Here is a 15440-nt window from a genome sequence, read left to right as displayed (position 1 = left end):
CCGGCTCCTACACACGTGAGCCAGGACACGTACGAAACGGTTTCGTTTCGTTGACGGGAAGGGTATCGTCGTCCCGTGAGGACATGGAGCGGGAAGGGGCCCACGGCATGACCGAGCTCGCGACGGCGCGTCGCAGTCGCATCACGCCCGAGCGCGAGGCCGAGCTGTACGAGGCGGTCCTCGACCTGCTCCGCGAGGTCGGTTACGACGCCCTGACCATGGACGCCGTCGCCGCCCGCACCCGCTCCAGCAAGGCCACGCTCTACCGCCAGTGGGGCGGCAAGGCCGAACTGGTCGTCCGGGCCATCCGGCACAGCAAGCCGGGCCGCATCGACGAGATCGACACCGGCAGTCTCCGGGGCGACCTGCACGCCCTGGTCCGGCTGGAGGACGACTGCACCATCGAGCGGAACTCCGCGCTCATGCGGGGCGTCGCGATGGCGATGCACAACAACGCCGATCTGCGGGCGGCCTTCCGCTCGCAGCTCGTCGAACCGGAGATGTCCAGTTTCCACGAGGTGATCCGGCGCGCGGTCGACCGGGGCGAGGTCCGCCCCGACTGCCCCGCACTGGACTTCCTGCTCCACATGATGGTCGGCGGCTTCGCCACCCGGGCCCTGCTCGACGACCAGCCGCCGACGCAGGAGTTCCTCACCTCGTACATCGACGCCGTGGTCCTCCCCGCCCTCGGCGTCCCCACCACCTGACCGGGTCCCGCGACCCGGACGCCCTGAGCCGCTCCACCTGACGTCACCTCCCCCATGCCCGAAAGGCATGGGGGCGCCCCCATCGTCGTCGGGCCGATCACCCCTGCCCCCACCACGGGTCGATCACCCCTGCCCTGACCACCCCACGACTGACCGGGAGTACGCCCCCGTGGCCACGTTCCTGTACCGGCTCGGCCGGTTCGCCTTCCGCCGACGACACTTCGTCGCCCTGATCTGGGTGGCGCTGCTGACCCTCGCCGGGGTCGGCGCGGCCAACGCGCCCGCCGCCGGCAACACCTCCTTCTCCATCCCGGGCACCGAGGCCCAGAAGGCCTTCGACCTGCTCGAACAGCGCTTCCCCGGGGCGAGCGCCGACGGCGCCACCGCCCGGGTCGTCTTCAAGGCCCCGGCCGGCGAGAAGATCACCGACGCCGGCAACAAGGCCGCCGTCGAGAAGACCGTCGGCACCCTGTCCGACGGCTCCGAGGTCGCCTCCGTCGCCGACCCCTACACCGGCAAGGCCGTCAGCAAGGACGGCACGATCGCGTACGCCTCCGTGAAGTACGACGTCTCCGGCATGGAGCTGGAGGACTCCTCGCGCGACGCCCTGAAGGAGGCCGCCCAGGACGCGCGGGACGCCGGGCTGACCGTCGAGGTCGGCGGCGACGCGCTGAGCGCCGCCCCCGAGACCGGCGCCACCGAGGTCATCGGCATCGGCATCGCGGCCGTCGTCCTGGTCATCACCTTCGGCTCGCTGCTCGCGGCCGGACTGCCCCTGCTGACCGCGCTCATCGGCGTCGGCATCGGCGTCTCCACCATCACCGCGCTGGCCGCCACCCTGGACCTCGGCTCGACCACCTCCACGCTGGCCACGATGATCGGCCTGGCCGTCGGCATCGACTACGCGCTGTTCATCGTCTCCCGCTACCGCGCCGAACTCGCCGAGGGCCGCGGCCGCGAGGAGGCCGCGGGCCGGGCCGTCGGCACCGCCGGCTCCGCGGTGGTCTTCGCCGGCCTCACCGTCGTCATCGCCCTGGTGGGCCTGTCCGTGGTCAACATCCCGATGCTGACCAAGATGGGCGTCGCCGCCGCCGGCACGGTCGCCATCGCCGTCCTCATCGCGCTGACGATGATCCCGGCGCTGCTCGGCTACGCGGGCCGCAAGGTGCGCCCCATGGGCGAGAAGAGCAAGCTCCTGGGCGGCGGCCGGAACCGTGGGGCGGACCGCGCGGCCAAGCCCAACCTGGGCACCCGCTGGGCCTCCTTCGTCGTACGCCGCCCCGTCGCGGTCCTGCTGCTCGGCGTCGTCGGCCTCGGCGCGGCGGCGGTCCCGGCGGCCTCCCTGGAACTGGGCCTGCCCGACGACGGCTCCCAGCCGACGTCCACCACCCAGCGCCGCGCCTACGACCTGCTCTCCGAGGGCTTCGGCCCCGGCTTCAACGGCCCGCTGATGGTCGTGGTGGACGCCAAGGACAGCACCGACCCGCAGGCCGTCTTCCGGGACGTCGGCAACGAGATCAAGCGCCTGGACGACGTCGTCACCGTCACCCCGGCCGCGGCCAACAAGGCGGGCGACACGGCCACCATCACCGTGATCCCCGGCTCCAAGCCGTCCTCGGCGACCACCGAGGACCTGGTCCACGCGATCCGCGACAAGGGCGCGGACGTCAAGGCCGACTCCGACGCGAGCGTGCTGGTCACCGGCTCGACCGCGATGAACATCGACGTCTCCCAGAAGCTCAACGACGCGCTCGTGCCCTACCTGGCGCTGGTCGTCGGCCTGGCCTTCCTGCTGCTGATCGTCGTGTTCCGCTCCGTCCTGGTCCCGCTGAAGGCGGCGCTCGGCTTCCTGCTGAGCGTCATGGCGGCGCTCGGCGCGGTGGTCGCGGTCTTCCAGTGGGGCTGGCTGTCCGGCCTGATGGGCGTCGAGGAGACCGGCCCGGTCATGTCGATGATGCCGATCTTCATGGTCGGCGTGGTCTTCGGCCTCGCCATGGACTACGAGGTGTTCCTCGTGACCCGGATGCGGGAGGCCTACGTCCACGGCGAGAAGCCGAGCCAGGCCGTGGTCACCGGCTTCAAGCACGGAGCGCGGGTCGTCACCGCCGCCGCGGTGATCATGATGGCGGTGTTCGCCGGCTTCATCGGCTCCAGCGAGTCGATGGTGAAGATGATCGGCTTCGGCCTCGCCATCGCCGTCTTCTTCGACGCCTTCCTCGTCCGCATGGCCCTGGTCCCGGCCGTCCTCGCGCTGCTCGGCCGCCGTGCCTGGTGGCTGCCGAAGTGGCTGGACCGCGTCCTGCCCAACGTCGACGTCGAGGGCGAGGGCCTGCGTACCGCCTCCGGCGCCCCCAGCAGGGACGACGACGACAAGGAGCTGGTGCGGGCCTGACGCGCCGCTCCGCCCGGAACGGCCGGTGGGGGATCCGTGGGGACGGGGCGCCCTCACCGGCCCACAGGACGGGGGCCGGCCTCACGGGGGCCGGCCCCCGCCGCACGTCGACTCGTTCGCCCGCGCCCCGCGCCTGCCGCTAGCGTGCCGCCCATGACGACGCCAGACGCAGCCCACCCCCTCTTCGCCGAGGCCCTGCGCCGGATGGGGCTCGACGCGCTGAACGCCCAGGTCCGCCGCTTCCCCGACGCCACGCGCACCGCCGCCGAGGCCGCCGCCGCGATCGGGTGCGAGCTGAGCCAGATCTGCAAGTCGCTGATCTTCGCCGCCGACGGGGTGCCCGTCCTGGTCCTCATGGACGGCGCCTCCCGCGTCGACGTCGACCTCGTCCGCAAGGAACTCGGCGCCGACGCCGTCACCCGCGCCGACGCGGCCCTCGTCCGGGAGACCACCGGGTACGCCATCGGCGGCGTACCGCCGTTCGGGCACCGCACCGCGACCCGGGTCCTGGCCGACCGCGGCCTCCTCGCGCACGACGTCGTCTGGGCCGCGGCCGGCGACCCGCACACCGTCTTCCCCCTGGCCCCGCGGGAGCTGGTCGCGCACGCCGGCGCCACCCTGGCGGACGTGCGCGAGCGGACCGCGTGACCCCGCTGGTCACCAGCGCGGTCCTGCTCGCGGCGGTCACCCACGCGCTCTGGAACGCGATCGCCCACCGCATCACCGACAAACTCGTCGGCTTCACCCTGATCGCGGGCGGCGGCGCCCTCATCGGGCTCGCCCTCGCGCCGTTCACCGCGGTCCCGGCGGCCGGGGCGTGGCCGTACCTGCTCGGCTCGGCGGGCATCCACGTCGTCTACTACGCGCTGCTCATGCGCTCGTTCCGGCTCGGCGACTTCGGGCAGGCCTACCCCATCGCCCGCGGCTCCGCGCCGCTGCTGGTCACCGCGTCGGCCGCGCTCGTCGCGCACGAGGTCCCGGACGCCTGGGGCGCCACCGGCATCGCCCTGTGCTGCCTGGGCCTGACCGGCGTGGCCCTGTGGGGGCTGCGCGGGCGCCGGCCGGACCGGGCCGCGGTCGGCGCGGCCCTGGCGACCGGCCTCACCATCGCCGCGTACACGGTCGTCGACGGGCTGGGCGTGCGCGCGTCCGGCTCGTCCCTCGGGTACATCGCCTGGCTGATGGCGGTCCAGGGCGTGGTGCTGCCGGCCTGGGCGTGCTCCCGCTGGCGCGGGGGGACCGCCGCGCGCCTGCGCCCCTTCGCCGCGCTCGGCCTGCTCGGGGCCGTGCTGTCGGTGGGCGCCTACGGCCTCGTCCTGTGGGCGCAGACCCGCGCCGACCTGGCCCCGGTCTCCGCGCTGCGCGAGTCGTCGATCCTGGTCGGGGCGGTCATCGGGGCGGTGTTCTTCAAGGAGCGCTTCGGCGCGCCCCGGATCGCCGCGGCGGGCCTCCTGGTCGTGGGCATCGGGCTGATGCTGCACACCGGGTGACGCGCGGCGGCGGGTTCACCGGGTGACGAGCGGCGGGCCGTCCGTGTAGCCGTTGGACGGGCGGGCGATGCGCTCGACCGTACGGGCGTCCAGGCCCGCCTCCGCGGAGGAGGTGCCCAGGGTCCCGGACGGGTGCCAGGTCCCGGTGACCGCGACCCAGGTGTCGGCCTTCGGCGCCGCCACGCCGTGGACGCGCACCTTCACCGACTGGGCGTCCGCGGCACAGCAGTTGAGGATCAGCCGGGTCAGGTACCAGCCGTCGCCGCTGCCGTCGGGCGTGACGAACCCGGCCATCAGCACCGTACGGCCCTGGACGGCCCGTGACCGGTCCTGCTGCACCCGCCGCGTGAAGTCGCCGAGCGTGAGCGGCAGCGGGGAGGTCGCGGGCAGCGGGTCGAAGTCGTCCTGGTCCGTGACGGGGACGGCCTGGGGCGTCTCGCGGGAGGCGGTGTAGGCGCCGAGGGCGGGCGGCGCCCAGAACAGCAGGCTGAGCGCGGGCAGGAAGAGCAGCCAGGCGACCCACGGCGGGCCGTGCCCATGGTCGTGCCCGTGGTCTGGGGTGTCCCCGGGAGGGGCGGGGGAGCCGTCGGCCGCCGGGGCACGCCGCAGCCGGGCCGCGTACGACCAGCCCTCCGCCGCCCCGAGGGCCAGCAGCACCACGCCGGACACCACCAGCAGCGGGCGCATGCCCTCCTTGACGTAGCGCAGGTACAGGTCGGAGAGGAGCGTCGCCCGGAGCAGGCCGAGGCCGCTGAGGGCGAGCAGCAGCGCCTGCACGGGACGTCTCACAGCAGGATCCCCCCGACCAGCGCGCTGCACGCCACCGCGACCACCGCCGTGGCGCTGGAGAAGCGGACCGCGAAGGCCCGCCCGAAGGTGCCCGTCTGCAGCGCGATCAGCTTCAGGTCGACCATCGGCCCGACCACCATGAACGTCAGCCGCGCCACCGGCGAGAAACCGGACAGCGAGGCCGCCACGAAGGCGTCCGCCTCCGAGCACACCGCCAGCAGCACGGCGAGCGCCGCCAGGAACAGCACCGACAGCCAGGCCGACCCGGCGAAGGTGTCGAGCACGGACCGCGGGACGGCGACGTTGAAGGTGGCCGCGGCCATCGCGCCCACCACCAGGAACCCGCCCGCGTGCAGCAGGTCGTGCTGGAAGCCGGCCCGGAACTCCGCCCAGCGGCTGTGCCCCGGCCGGTGCCCGGTGTGCCGCACGGACGGGCGCAGCCACTCCTCCTTGCCGAGCCACAGCCACAGCCAGCCCATGGCGCAGGCGGCGGCCAGGGAGGCCACCAGCCGGGCCAGCACCATCTCCGGGCGGCCCGGGAAGGCGACGGCGGTGGCGGTGAGGACGATCGGGTTGACGGCCGGGGCGGACAGCAGGAACGCGAACGCGGCCGCCGGGGTCACCCCGCGTCCGATCAGGCTCCTGGCGACCGGCACCGACGCGCACTCGCACCCCGGCAGCACCACTCCGGCCACTCCGGCGACGGGCACGGCGAGCGCCCCGCGCCGGGGCAGCACCCGCTGGAACACCGAGGCGGGCACGAAGGCGTTGATCGCGCCGGAGAGCGCCGTGCCGAGGAGGAGGAAGGGCAGCGCCTGCACGCAGACCGCGAGGCACACCGTCCGCCACGCCAGGACGGCGGGCGCGTCCATCCACCGGCCCACGACGACCAGCGCGGTCCCGGGCAGCAGGGCGGCGCCCAGCAGCAGGAGCGGCCAGTGCCGGGGCCACTCCCGCGCGCGGACGGCGTCCCCGTCCGGGACGGTGGCCGGCGGCTGCTGCGTGAGCTGGTCTGTGCTGTGCATGGCCGCATCAACATAGCGGGCCCGCGGTCGCGTGCGTCGGCAGGTCCCGAGGAGCACCCTGGAAACAGGTCTCGTGGAGGTGGTCGTCATGATGCACACCGCAGTGGGATGGCACGTCGAGCTGGAGTTCCTGGAGGACGGCCGGCACACACGGGCGGTGGCGCTGGTGCGGCTGCCCGACGGCACCGAGGTCCGCGGCCACGGACACGCCACCCGCCACGACACCGACGCCGACCAGCCGCGCACCGGCGAGGAGATCGCGGGCGCCCGGGCGCTCAACGAGATCGCCATGCAGCTGCTGACCAAGGCGCACGGCGAGATCGACTCGGCGTCGGGCCGCACGTCGCACCCGATCCACGTCTGAGTCGCGCGGGGCGGGTTCTGAGCCGCGCGGGACGGGTCTCCCTGTGGCCCGGGGTCAGCCGGCGAGCGCCGTGCGCACCGCCCGCACCAGCGCCTGGGCCCGGGGGTCCGCCGTCACGCTGGAGCGGAAGCCGTTGGTCACGTAGCCGAACGCGATGCCCGACTCCGGATCGGCGAAGCCGAGGGCGCCGCCGCGGCCGGGGTGGCCGAAGGAGCCGGGGGACAGCAGCGGCGAGGCGGTGCCGTGCAGCATGGGTCCGAGGCCGAAGCGGGTCGGGACCACGAGCACCCGGTCGGGCCCGGCCGACCGCTCGCCCCGTGCCAGCTCCACGGTGTCCGGCGTGAACAGCCGCGTCCCGCCGTCCACCTCGCCGATCAGTGCGGCGTAGACCCGGGCCAGGCCGTCGGCGGTGGCGATGCCGTTGGAGGCGGGCAGGACGGCCGCGCGGTAGGCGGGGTCGTTCTCGTCGGGCAGCGGGGTGATCGCGGCGAAGGCGCGCCGGGTCAGGGAGTTGGGGTCGGCGTAGGCGTCGGCGACGGCCCGCTTGGGGCGGACGCGCAGGGCGCCGGCCGGCTCGGGCGCCTGGAGCCGTCCGACCCGTCCGACGCGGTGCGCCTCGGCGGCGGGCAGCCCGAGCCAGAAGTCGGCGGCGGCCGGCCCGGCGAGGTGCTCGGCGATCCAGGCGCCGGCGGAGCGCCCGGTGACGCGGCGCACCAGCTCGCCGGTGAGCCAGCTGAAGGTCTGGGCGTGGTAGCCGTGCGCGGTGCCGGGCTCCCAGACGGGCGCCTGGGCGGCGACGGCGGCGGCCGCGAGGTCGGGGTCGGCGGCCTCGGCGGGGGTCAGCGGCCGGTCCAGCACGGGCACGCCCGCCCGGTGGGCGAGCAGGTCGCGCACGCGTGTGTGCTCCTTGCCGGCGGCCTTGTACTCGGGCCAGTACGTCCGCACCGGGGCGTCCAGGTCCAGCTCGCCGCGCTGGTGCAGCAGCAGGAGGGCGGCGGAGACCACGCCCTTGGTCGCGGAGCGCACGATCTGCGCGGTGCCCCGCTCCCACGGCAGCGTGCCGTCGATGTCGCGGGTGCCGCCCCACAGGTCGACCACCCGGTGACCGTCCCGGTAGACGGCGAGCGCCGCGCCGCGCTCCCCGAGGGTGCGGAAGTTGGCGGCGAACGCCTCCCCGACCGGCTCGAAGCCCTCGGCCACCGCACCGTTCACCTGCACGTCCACGCCCGACCGTCCTCTCGGCTCACCTTCGACCCTGCGGGTAACGCCTGCGAGGGCCCTGGGATTCCTGGGTGCGGCGGGTCACGCGCCCGTGGTCACGGACCTCGGGTCGAAGCCGAACGGCAGCTCCAGGCGGTGGGCGCGCATCAGGGCGTCGTCGCCGAGGAGTTCGGCGGTCGGGCCGTCGGCCGCGATCACGCCGTCGCTCAGGACCAGCGCGCGCGGGCACAGTTCGAGCGCGTAGGGCAGGTCGTGGGTGACCATCAGCACGGTCACGTCCAACGCGCGCAGGATGTCGGCGAGTTCGCGCCGGGAGGCCGGGTCGAGGTTGGACGACGGCTCGTCCAGGACCAGGATCTCCGGCTCCATCGCCAGCACGGTCGCGACGGCGACCCGGCGCCGCTGGCCGAAGGACAGGTGGTGCGGCGGACGGTCCTTGAACTCCGCCATGCCGACCTGGGCGAGCGCCCGGTCGACCCGCTCCTCCAGCGCGGCGCCCTTGATGCCGGCCGCCGCGGGCCCGAAGGCGACGTCCTCGCGCACCGTCGGCATGAAGAGCTGGTCGTCGGGGTCCTGGAAGACGATGCCGACCTTGCGGCGGATCTCGGCCATGTGCTGCTTGCCGACGGGCAGTCCGGCGACGGTCACCGAGCCGGTGCCGCCGGACAGGATGCCGTTGAGGTGCAGCACGAGGGTCGTCTTGCCGGCGCCGTTCGGGCCGAGCAGCGCGACGCGCTCGCCGCGCGCGATCGAGAAGTCCACGCCGAACAGGGCCTGGTGGCCGTCGGGGTAGGCGAAGGCGAGGCCGGAGACCTCCAGGGAAGCAGTCACAGGGTCCATCCCAGCAGACACACGACGAGGGCGGCGCACGGCAGGGCGAGGGCGTGCGACCACTGCGCCCGGGACGCGGTCACCTCGTCGATCACCGGCATGGATCCGGCGTAGCCGCGGCTGACCATGGCCAGGTGCACGCGCTCGCCGCGTTCGTAGGAGCGGATGAACAGCGCGCCCGCCGACTTGGCGAGCACGCCCCAGTGCCGTACGCCCCGGGCCTCGAAGCCGCGGGACTCGCGCGCGATCCGCATGCGCCGCATCTCGTCGGTGATCACGTCGCCGTAGCGGATCATGAAGGAGGCGATCTGCACGAGCAGCGGCGGGAGCTTCAGCCGCTGCAGCCCGAGCAGCAGTTCGCGCAGTTCGGTGGTGGCCGCCAGCAGCACCGACGCGGCGACGCCGAGGGTGCCCTTGGCGAGCACGTTCCAGGCGCCCCACAGGCCGTTGACGCTCAGCGACACCCCGAGGACGTCGACCCGCTCGCCCTCCGCCACGAACGGCATGAGCACCGCGAACGCGACGAACGGCACCTCGATCAGCAGCCGCCGCAGCAGGAAGGCGGCGGGCACGCGCGCGTGGCGGGCGACGAGCGCGAGCAGCCCGGCGTACAGGGCGAACGCCCACATCGCCTCGCGCGGTGTCGACACCACGACCACCACGAAGGCGAACGCGGCGGCGAGCTTGGTGTGTGGCGGCAGGGCGTGCACGGGCGAGTGCCCGTGCCGGTACAGCCGGTGCGCGTGCCCGGCGCCCATGTCAGACGTTCTCCACGGTGGTTCCGGTCGTCGAGGCGGGCGACACGTCGTCGGCCGCTCGGCGGCGCCGCAGGGTCCAGAAGACGGCGCTGCCGGCCACGACGGTCACCCCGACGCCGATGACGCCCGCCAGCCCGCCGGACAGCCGGGCGTCCTGGACGTCCTTGACGCCGTAGTCGGCGAGCGGGGAGTCGGCGTTGGTGTGCTGCTCGGCCTTGCGGTCGATGCCGTGGTCGGCGGCGACCTTCTCCAGGCCGTCGGGGGAGGAGGAGGCGTAGTAGCTGACGAAGCCGGCCAGCACCAGCGAGGTGACCAGGCCGGACACCCAGAGTGTGCGCCGCGAGGTGCGCGCCGCGACGGGCGCCGCGGCGGCCGGGGCCGACGGCGCGTCGACGAGCTCGCCGTTCACCCGCAGCTTCAGCCGCTGCTCCAGCCCGCGCGCCCCGTGCACCAGGTCGGGCCGTACGGCGATCACGGCGCCCACGGTCAGGGCGGTGATCACGGCCTCGCCGATCCCGATCAGCACGTGCACGCCGATCATCGCGGTGGCGACCTTGCCGATCGACACGTCGGTGGTGCCGCCGATCGCGTAGATCACGGTGAACGCGACCGCCGCGGCCGGTACGGAGACCAGCGCGGCCACGAACGACGCCACGGTGACCGAACGGCGGCCGCGCGGCAGGACCTTCACCAGCGCGCGGAAGAGGGCGTAGGAGACGACCGTGGTCACGATCGCCATGTCGGTGATGTTCACGCCGAGCGCGGTCAGCCCGCCGTCGGCGAACAGGATGCCCTGCATCAGCAGGACGACGGAGACGCACAGGACCCCCGTACAGGGGCCCACCAGGATCGCGGCGAGCGCGCCGCCGAGCAGGTGGCCGCTGGTTCCCGCCGCGACGGGGAAGTTCAGCATCTGCACGGCGAAGATGAAGGCCGCGACGAGACCGGCCAACGGGGCGGTCCGCTCGTCGAGTTCGCGGCGCGCGCCGCGCAGGCTCACGGCGATGGCGCCGGCGGCGACCACGGCGGTCACGGCGGACGTCGGGGCGTTGATGAATCCGTCGGGTACGTGCACCGTTCGATGATAGAGCCTTGTTGCAAACCCCTTGCAAGAGCGATCTCATCGCCCGAAGGCATAAAACGGAAAATATGGGACATTGGTGAGGGGGTGGATGCACAGCTTCCACAGAGGTCACCGAGTGTGAAGGGGCCGTCCGATGTCCGTAGTCGAGCAGTACGCACGAGCCCGGATCCTCACGGACGCCGACCAGCTGCAAGTGGACCTCGGAGCGGTCCCGGTCGTCCTGCGCTACGACCCGGACGCCGACCCCCGCTCGGTCCGCGTCGGCCTGCCCGGCCCGCACGAGTGGACGTTCTCCCGCGCCTTGCTCGAACAGGGCCTGGACGCCCCGGTCAGCAGCGGTCAGGTGCGGGTGTGGCCGTGCGGCCGGGTGCAGGCGATCGTCGAGTTCCACTCGGCCCAGGGCGTCTCGGTCGTGCAGTTCGAGACCAAGGCGCTGACCCGCTTCCTGCGCCGCACCTACACCGCCGAGCCCGTCGCGGGCTGAGCGGTGCGGCTCAGCCGCCCAGCCGCAGCAGGGACGCCACGATCGGACCCGCCGTGTCGCCGCCGTGGCCGCCCGCCTGGACCACGCCCGCGGCCGCCAGGTCGCCCCGGTACGCGGTGAACCAGCCGTTGGGCTTCGCCTGCCCGTCGACCTCCGCCGAGCCCGTCTTCGCGCCGTAGTCGGGCCCGAGCCCCGACATGGCCTGCGCCGCCGTGCCGTACGCCGCCGTGTAGCGCATCAGCTCGCGCAGCTGCCCGAGCGTGGCCGGGGACATGGTGCGCGAGGCGGTGGCCAGGGTGCGGCCGTCGGCCTCGGGGGAGACCAGGTACGGCTGGTGGAACGAGCCGGACTTCACCGTCGCGGCCACCGACGCCATGTTCAGCGGGTTCATCCGCACCCCGCCCTGCCCGATCAGCGAGGCCGCCTTCTGGGCCGCCGACTGCACGGGCACCGAGCCGTCGAAGGTGGGCACGCCGACCGACCAGTTGTTCAGCGACAGGCCGAACACCTGCTGGGCCTGCTGGGTCAGGCTGTCGTCGTCGAGCTCGCCGGCCTGGCTGATGAAGGCGGTGTTGCAGGAGCGCGCGAAGCTCGCCTTGAAGGTGCCCTTCTTGATCTCGAAGTCGTCGTCGTTGTGGAACGTCCAGCCGCCGTAGCGGAACGTCTTCGGGCACGGGTGCACCTTGTCCGCCGACGCCAGGTCCTTCTCGATGAGCAGCGACGAGGTGATGACCTTCATGGTGGAGCCGGGCGCCAGGGAGCCCTGGAACGCGGTGTTGAAGCCGTGGCCGCTGTTGGCGACCGCGAGGACCTCACCGGTGGACACGCGCGTGACGACGACCGAGGCGCGCGGGCGGTTCGCCACCTGGCGCTCGGCGGCGGCCTGGAGCGTCGGGCTGAGCGTCGTCCGCACGGTGCCCGGCGTGCCCTTGCTGAGCTCCAGCAGCGTCTTGTCGGAGGACTTCTTCGCCTTCGACTCCTTGCCGCGCACCACGCGCAGCTCGACGCCCGCCTTGCCGCCGGCCGTCTTGCCGTACTTCTCGCGCAGCCCGTCCAGGACCGTGCCGAGGGAGGGGTACTTCGCCTCGGTGATCTCACCGCCCTGGCGGTCGAGCGCCGTCACCGGCGGGGTGCCGGACGCGCCGGTCACCAGGGTGTCGCCGTCGGCGAGGTCCGGGTGGACGACGGAGGCGTGCCAGTCGACGCGCGGCGTGCCGTCGGTGGTGTCGCGGACGACGGTCAGGGCGCTGTCGTAGGCCAGCGGCTTGCTGACGCCCTTGTACGTCACCGTGCCCTTCACCGAGAAGGGGACCTTGGTGCCGGTGGGGGTGCCGGGGGTGAGGGTGGCGCCGGTGACGTGGGCGTCCTTGGTCCAGCCGGTGAGCAGGGCGGTGGCCGCGGCGGTGTCGTCGGTGGCGGCGGCGGCCCGGTCGACCCGGCCCTGCTGCCAGGAGGTGAGGAACGTGGTCGCGGTGGCGGTGACCTCGGCCGCCGACGGGGGGCCCGTTTTGATCTTCGGCTTCGCGGCGGCCGTGGCGGTGGACCGGCTGTCGGCCGAGGCGCCACCGCCGTAGAGCGCGTAGACGCCGAAGCCGGTGCCGACGACGACCACGGCGGCCATCCCGCCGATGACGGCAGGGTTCTTCGTCCGTCGCTCGGCGACGCGCCTTCTCTTGCCCACGACCCGTGTTCCTCCGCGCTCCCCAGGGGGACTCCCCGTGCCCCGTGCCCTCGTTGCCCTCATGCACCCCAACGACGGCGACCAGCCTAGGGTCCCGTGCCACGCGGGTGACCGGTCTGTGACGTCAGCCACCCGCTCGTAGCGGGGTTGTGACACGCGGGGGTGGCGCCGGACGCCCGGCGGGGTCCGGCTCGTGCGCCGGGCGTCCGGCGACGGCTCAGCCGGCGCGCAGGACCGACGCGACGATGGGGCCGGCCGCGTCGACACCGTGGCCGGCGTCCTGGGCCATGGCCGCGGCGGCGACGTCGTTCCGGTAGCCGGTGAACCAGCTGTCGGAGCGGGCCTGCCCGTCGACCTCCGCGGAGCCGGTCTTCGCGCCGATGTCACCCCGCACCGCGGACATCACCTCGGCGGCGGTTCCGCTGGTCGCGGTGCGGTGCATCATGGCGCGCAGCTGCTGCACGGTGCCGGACGACAGCCCCCGGGCGCGGGCGAGGGCGCGGTCGTCGAGGCCGCGCGGCACGATGACCGGCTGGCGGAAGCTGCCCGTCATCGCGGTCGCCGTGATCGAGGCCAGGTTCAGCGGGTTCAGCTGCACCTGGCCCTGCCCGATCAGGGCGGCCGCGGTGTCGGGGCCGCCGGAGGCGGGGACCGAGCCGTCGAAGGACGGGATGCCGGTCTTCCAGTCCAGGCCGATCCCGAAGCGGTCCGCTGCCTCGTTCGTGAGGGAGTCGACCCGCACCTCGTCGGCGAACTTCACGAACGCCGTGTTGCAGGAGCGGGCGAAGCTGTCGGCGAGGGTGGCGCCCTCGTCGGGCTTCAGGTCCTTGAGGTTGTGGAAGGTCTGGCTCTGCCAGACGGCCTCTTCGGGGCAGGGCGCGGGGCCGTCGGCGCTGGTGATGCCGTTGTCGATGAGGGTGGCCGCGCTGACGATCTTCAGGGTGGACCCCGGGGCGACCCGGCCGAGGAACGCGGCGTTGAAGCCGTCGGTGCGGTGGTTGGCGACCGCCAGCACGTCGCCGCTGCTGGGCTGGACGGCGACCACGGACGACTCGGCGTACGACTGCACCGCCCGCTCGGCCGCCGCCTGCAGCCCCGCGTCCAGCGTGGTCCGCAGCTTCCCGGCCCGCCCCTCGGCGAGGGTGAGCACCGGAGTGTCGGCGGCGCTCGCGTCGGCGTGCCGCACCGCCAGTTCGACGCCGGCCGAACCGCCCGCGCGGTCGCCGTACTTGTCGCGCAGCTCATCCAGGACCGGGCCCAGGGAGGGGTACTGCTCCTTCGTCAGGACCGTGCCGTGGCGGTCCACGGCCTCGATCGGCGCCGCCGCCGACGCGCCGGTCACCAGGGTGTCGTCCATGCTCTTGAGCGCCGGGTGGACGACCGAGGGCTGCCAGTCGACGAGCGCCTTGCCGGTGGTGACGCCCCGGACCACCGTCAGCCGGCTCCGGTAGGCCAGCGGCGCGGACTTCCCGCCGTACGACACCGTTGCCTCGACGCTGTACGGGACGGTCGCCCCGGTGGCCTTGCCCGGGGTGATGCGGACGCCCGTGATGTGGGCCTCCCCGGTGTAGGCGGTGAGCAGCGACCCGGCGCGTTCGGCGTTGTTGGTGAGCGCCGCGGCCCCGGCCGCGTCGCCCTTGGCCCAGGCGGCGAAGAACGCCCGCGTGGTGTCCTTCACCTCGTCGCCGCTCGGTGGTCCGGTCCGCACGGGCGCGGGCCCGCCCGCTGCCGTGCCGCTGTCCGCGCTCAGCGCGGAGAGCATGCTGTAGCCGCCGTAGCCGGCCCCGCCCACCATGACGGCGAGCACCGAACCGACGATCGCCGCCTTGACCCCCTTGCGCATGCCGTGCCCCTTCCCCGTTTCCCCGTGGTCCCCGTTCGAGCCGCCCCATGTGCCCGTTTCGAACACGTTCAGAAAGGGCGGCCGTGGTCGCACTGTATGCGGAGGGAGGGCCCGTTGTGACCCCTGGTCCGGTGAACTTGTCCGAAGGCGGACGGCAAACCGGGGTCACCGGCGTGAATCAGACACGTGAATCGGACACCAGGTCACGGTCACGTACGTGAACGGCTCGGGCGTCAGCGGCGTGGCTCAGAGCGACGCGAGCCAGGCCGCGGCGTCGCGGGGGCGACCGAGGCGGACGGCGTGGAGCGGGGCGAACCGGGGGTCGCGCAGCCGGCGCTCGATCTCCCGGCGCCGCGTCGTGAACTGCGACCAGGCCCACCACGCGGGGTGCTCGCGGCTCAGCCAGTCCCGCCAGGTCTCCCGGTTGCCGCCGAAGAGCTCCTCGCGGGTGACGGTCCGCCGCAGCGAGCGGCGCAGCACCCGGGGCATGACGACGCGCCGGGGGTAGTCCAGCCAGACCACGGTGTCGGCCCGCTCCCACAACAGGTCGCGCACCTCGGGGTACCCGAGCGAGTCGACGACCCAGCGGGGCCCCTCCGCCAGCCCCGCCACGTCCTCCACCAGCCGCTCGTTCACGGCCCACCCGGGCCCGGCGAAGTACAGCGCGTCCATCTCCAGGTACCTCAGCCCGAGCCGCCGCCCGAGATCCCGGGCGAGCGTGGACTTCCCGGCACCGGTGACCCCGACGACCAGGACGCGCTGCAAGGGCGC

Annotated in this window: 15 protein-coding genes; 6 read left to right on the top strand and 9 right to left on the bottom strand. The window is 73.9% G+C overall.

The genetic code is table 11. The annotated features are described in order from the left end of the window. The first annotated feature begins 107 nt into the window (after window positions 1-107). The 4 genes from E4U91_RS14710 to E4U91_RS14695 all read left to right on the top strand — a co-directional run bounded on the left by E4U91_RS14710 (window position 108) and on the right by E4U91_RS14695 (window position 4589). Entirely contained in the window at window positions 108-707 is a 600-nt protein-coding gene (locus tag E4U91_RS14710; RefSeq protein WP_137307281.1) for a TetR/AcrR family transcriptional regulator, read from the top strand. Window positions 708-876: 169 nt separating this feature from the next. Then, window positions 877-3099, top strand: coding sequence for an MMPL family transporter (locus tag E4U91_RS14705; protein WP_137307280.1), 2223 nt, complete (start codon window positions 877-879; stop codon window positions 3097-3099). Between the two features lie 153 nt (window positions 3100-3252). After that, on the top strand, window positions 3253-3747 hold the full coding sequence (locus tag E4U91_RS14700) for a YbaK/EbsC family protein (protein WP_137307279.1): 495 nt from the start codon (window positions 3253-3255) through the stop codon (window positions 3745-3747). Further along, window positions 3744-4589 carry a DMT family transporter gene (locus E4U91_RS14695; protein WP_137307278.1) on the top strand — a complete coding sequence of 282 codons (846 nt, stop codon included), beginning with the start codon at window positions 3744-3746 and terminating at the stop codon, window positions 4587-4589. Before E4U91_RS14700 ends, E4U91_RS14695 begins: the two co-directional genes overlap by 4 nt. Window positions 4590-4604: 15 nt before the next feature. On the opposite strand, the gene E4U91_RS14690 is transcribed toward E4U91_RS14695, so the two are convergent. After that, window positions 4605-5378 (bottom strand): TIGR03943 family putative permease subunit, encoded by a 774-nt coding sequence (locus E4U91_RS14690; RefSeq protein WP_137307277.1) that lies wholly within the window; start codon window positions 5376-5378, stop codon window positions 4605-4607. Continuing rightward, the gene (locus tag E4U91_RS14685; protein ID WP_137307276.1) at window positions 5375-6403 is read right to left on the bottom strand and encodes a permease; all 1029 of its coding nucleotides are present in this window, start codon (window positions 6401-6403) and stop codon (window positions 5375-5377) included. The genes E4U91_RS14690 and E4U91_RS14685 overlap by 4 nt, the downstream gene beginning before the upstream one ends. A gap of 88 nt (window positions 6404-6491) precedes the next feature. Between E4U91_RS14685 and E4U91_RS14680 the strand changes: the two genes are divergently transcribed. Next, window positions 6492-6767: a DUF1876 domain-containing protein gene (locus E4U91_RS14680; protein WP_137307275.1), complete on the top strand. Its 276-nt coding sequence runs from the start codon at window positions 6492-6494 to the stop codon at window positions 6765-6767. Window positions 6768-6821: 54 nt separating this feature from the next. Here E4U91_RS14680 and E4U91_RS14675 read toward each other — a convergent pair whose 3' ends face one another. From E4U91_RS14675 to E4U91_RS14660, 4 genes are all read right to left on the bottom strand, one after another. After that, on the bottom strand, window positions 6822-7985 hold the full coding sequence (locus E4U91_RS14675; RefSeq protein WP_137310823.1) for a serine hydrolase domain-containing protein: 1164 nt from the start codon (window positions 7983-7985) through the stop codon (window positions 6822-6824). A gap of 84 nt (window positions 7986-8069) precedes the next feature. Beyond that, complete coding sequence (locus tag E4U91_RS14670) at window positions 8070-8828, bottom strand: energy-coupling factor ABC transporter ATP-binding protein (RefSeq protein ID WP_137307274.1); 759 nt, start codon at window positions 8826-8828, stop codon at window positions 8070-8072. Next, window positions 8816-9577, bottom strand: a complete 762-nt coding sequence (gene cbiQ, locus E4U91_RS14665) for a cobalt ECF transporter T component CbiQ (protein WP_137307273.1) — start codon at window positions 9575-9577, stop codon at window positions 8816-8818. The genes E4U91_RS14670 and cbiQ overlap by 13 nt, the downstream gene beginning before the upstream one ends. Window position 9578: 1 nt before the next feature. Then, window positions 9579-10652: an energy-coupling factor ABC transporter permease gene (locus tag E4U91_RS14660; protein ID WP_137307272.1), complete on the bottom strand. Its 1074-nt coding sequence runs from the start codon at window positions 10650-10652 to the stop codon at window positions 9579-9581. A gap of 142 nt (window positions 10653-10794) precedes the next feature. On the opposite strand from E4U91_RS14660, the gene E4U91_RS14655 reads away from it, so the two are divergent. Beyond that, the gene (locus E4U91_RS14655) at window positions 10795-11145 is read left to right on the top strand and encodes an SsgA family sporulation/cell division regulator (RefSeq protein ID WP_137307271.1); all 351 of its coding nucleotides are present in this window, start codon (window positions 10795-10797) and stop codon (window positions 11143-11145) included. A gap of 10 nt (window positions 11146-11155) precedes the next feature. Here E4U91_RS14655 and E4U91_RS14650 read toward each other — a convergent pair whose 3' ends face one another. From E4U91_RS14650 to E4U91_RS14640, 3 genes are all read right to left on the bottom strand, one after another. Then, window positions 11156-12826 (bottom strand): penicillin-binding transpeptidase domain-containing protein, encoded by a 1671-nt coding sequence (locus tag E4U91_RS14650; protein WP_137307270.1) that lies wholly within the window; start codon window positions 12824-12826, stop codon window positions 11156-11158. Window positions 12827-13043: 217 nt separating this feature from the next. After that, the gene (locus E4U91_RS14645; RefSeq protein ID WP_137307269.1) at window positions 13044-14669 is read right to left on the bottom strand and encodes a penicillin-binding transpeptidase domain-containing protein; all 1626 of its coding nucleotides are present in this window, start codon (window positions 14667-14669) and stop codon (window positions 13044-13046) included. 246 nt (window positions 14670-14915) lie between these two features. Further along, window positions 14916-15434, bottom strand: coding sequence for a P-loop NTPase family protein (locus E4U91_RS14640; RefSeq protein WP_137310822.1), 519 nt, complete (start codon window positions 15432-15434; stop codon window positions 14916-14918). Window positions 15435-15440: the final 6 nt, after the last annotated feature.

Origin of the sequence: Streptomyces lasalocidi (assembly GCF_005280215.1) — a bacterium.
Classification (GTDB): Bacteria; Actinomycetota; Actinomycetes; order Streptomycetales; family Streptomycetaceae; genus Streptomyces; species Streptomyces longwoodensis.
This window is presented reverse-complemented; position numbering and strand designations above follow the sequence as displayed.

What these genes read in the sequence shown, in the direction of transcription:
- E4U91_RS14655 (WP_137307271.1), top strand. Translation starts at nt 10,795, where the DNA reads ATGTCCGTAGTCGAGCAGTACGCACGAGCCCGGATCCTCACGGACGCC.
- E4U91_RS14680 (WP_137307275.1), top strand. Translation starts at nt 6,492, where the DNA reads ATGATGCACACCGCAGTGGGATGGCACGTCGAGCTGGAGTTCCTGGAG.
- E4U91_RS14700 (WP_137307279.1), top strand. Translation starts at nt 3,253, where the DNA reads ATGACGACGCCAGACGCAGCCCACCCCCTCTTCGCCGAGGCCCTGCGC.
- cbiQ (WP_137307273.1), bottom strand. Translation starts at nt 9,577, where the DNA reads ATGGGCGCCGGGCACGCGCACCGGCTGTACCGGCACGGGCACTCGCCC.
- E4U91_RS14685 (WP_137307276.1), bottom strand. Translation starts at nt 6,403, where the DNA reads ATGCACAGCACAGACCAGCTCACGCAGCAGCCGCCGGCCACCGTCCCG.
- E4U91_RS14710 (WP_137307281.1), top strand. Translation starts at nt 108, where the DNA reads ATGACCGAGCTCGCGACGGCGCGTCGCAGTCGCATCACGCCCGAGCGC.
- E4U91_RS14670 (WP_137307274.1), bottom strand. Translation starts at nt 8,828, where the DNA reads ATGGACCCTGTGACTGCTTCCCTGGAGGTCTCCGGCCTCGCCTTCGCC.
- E4U91_RS14645 (WP_137307269.1), bottom strand. Translation starts at nt 14,669, where the DNA reads ATGCGCAAGGGGGTCAAGGCGGCGATCGTCGGTTCGGTGCTCGCCGTC.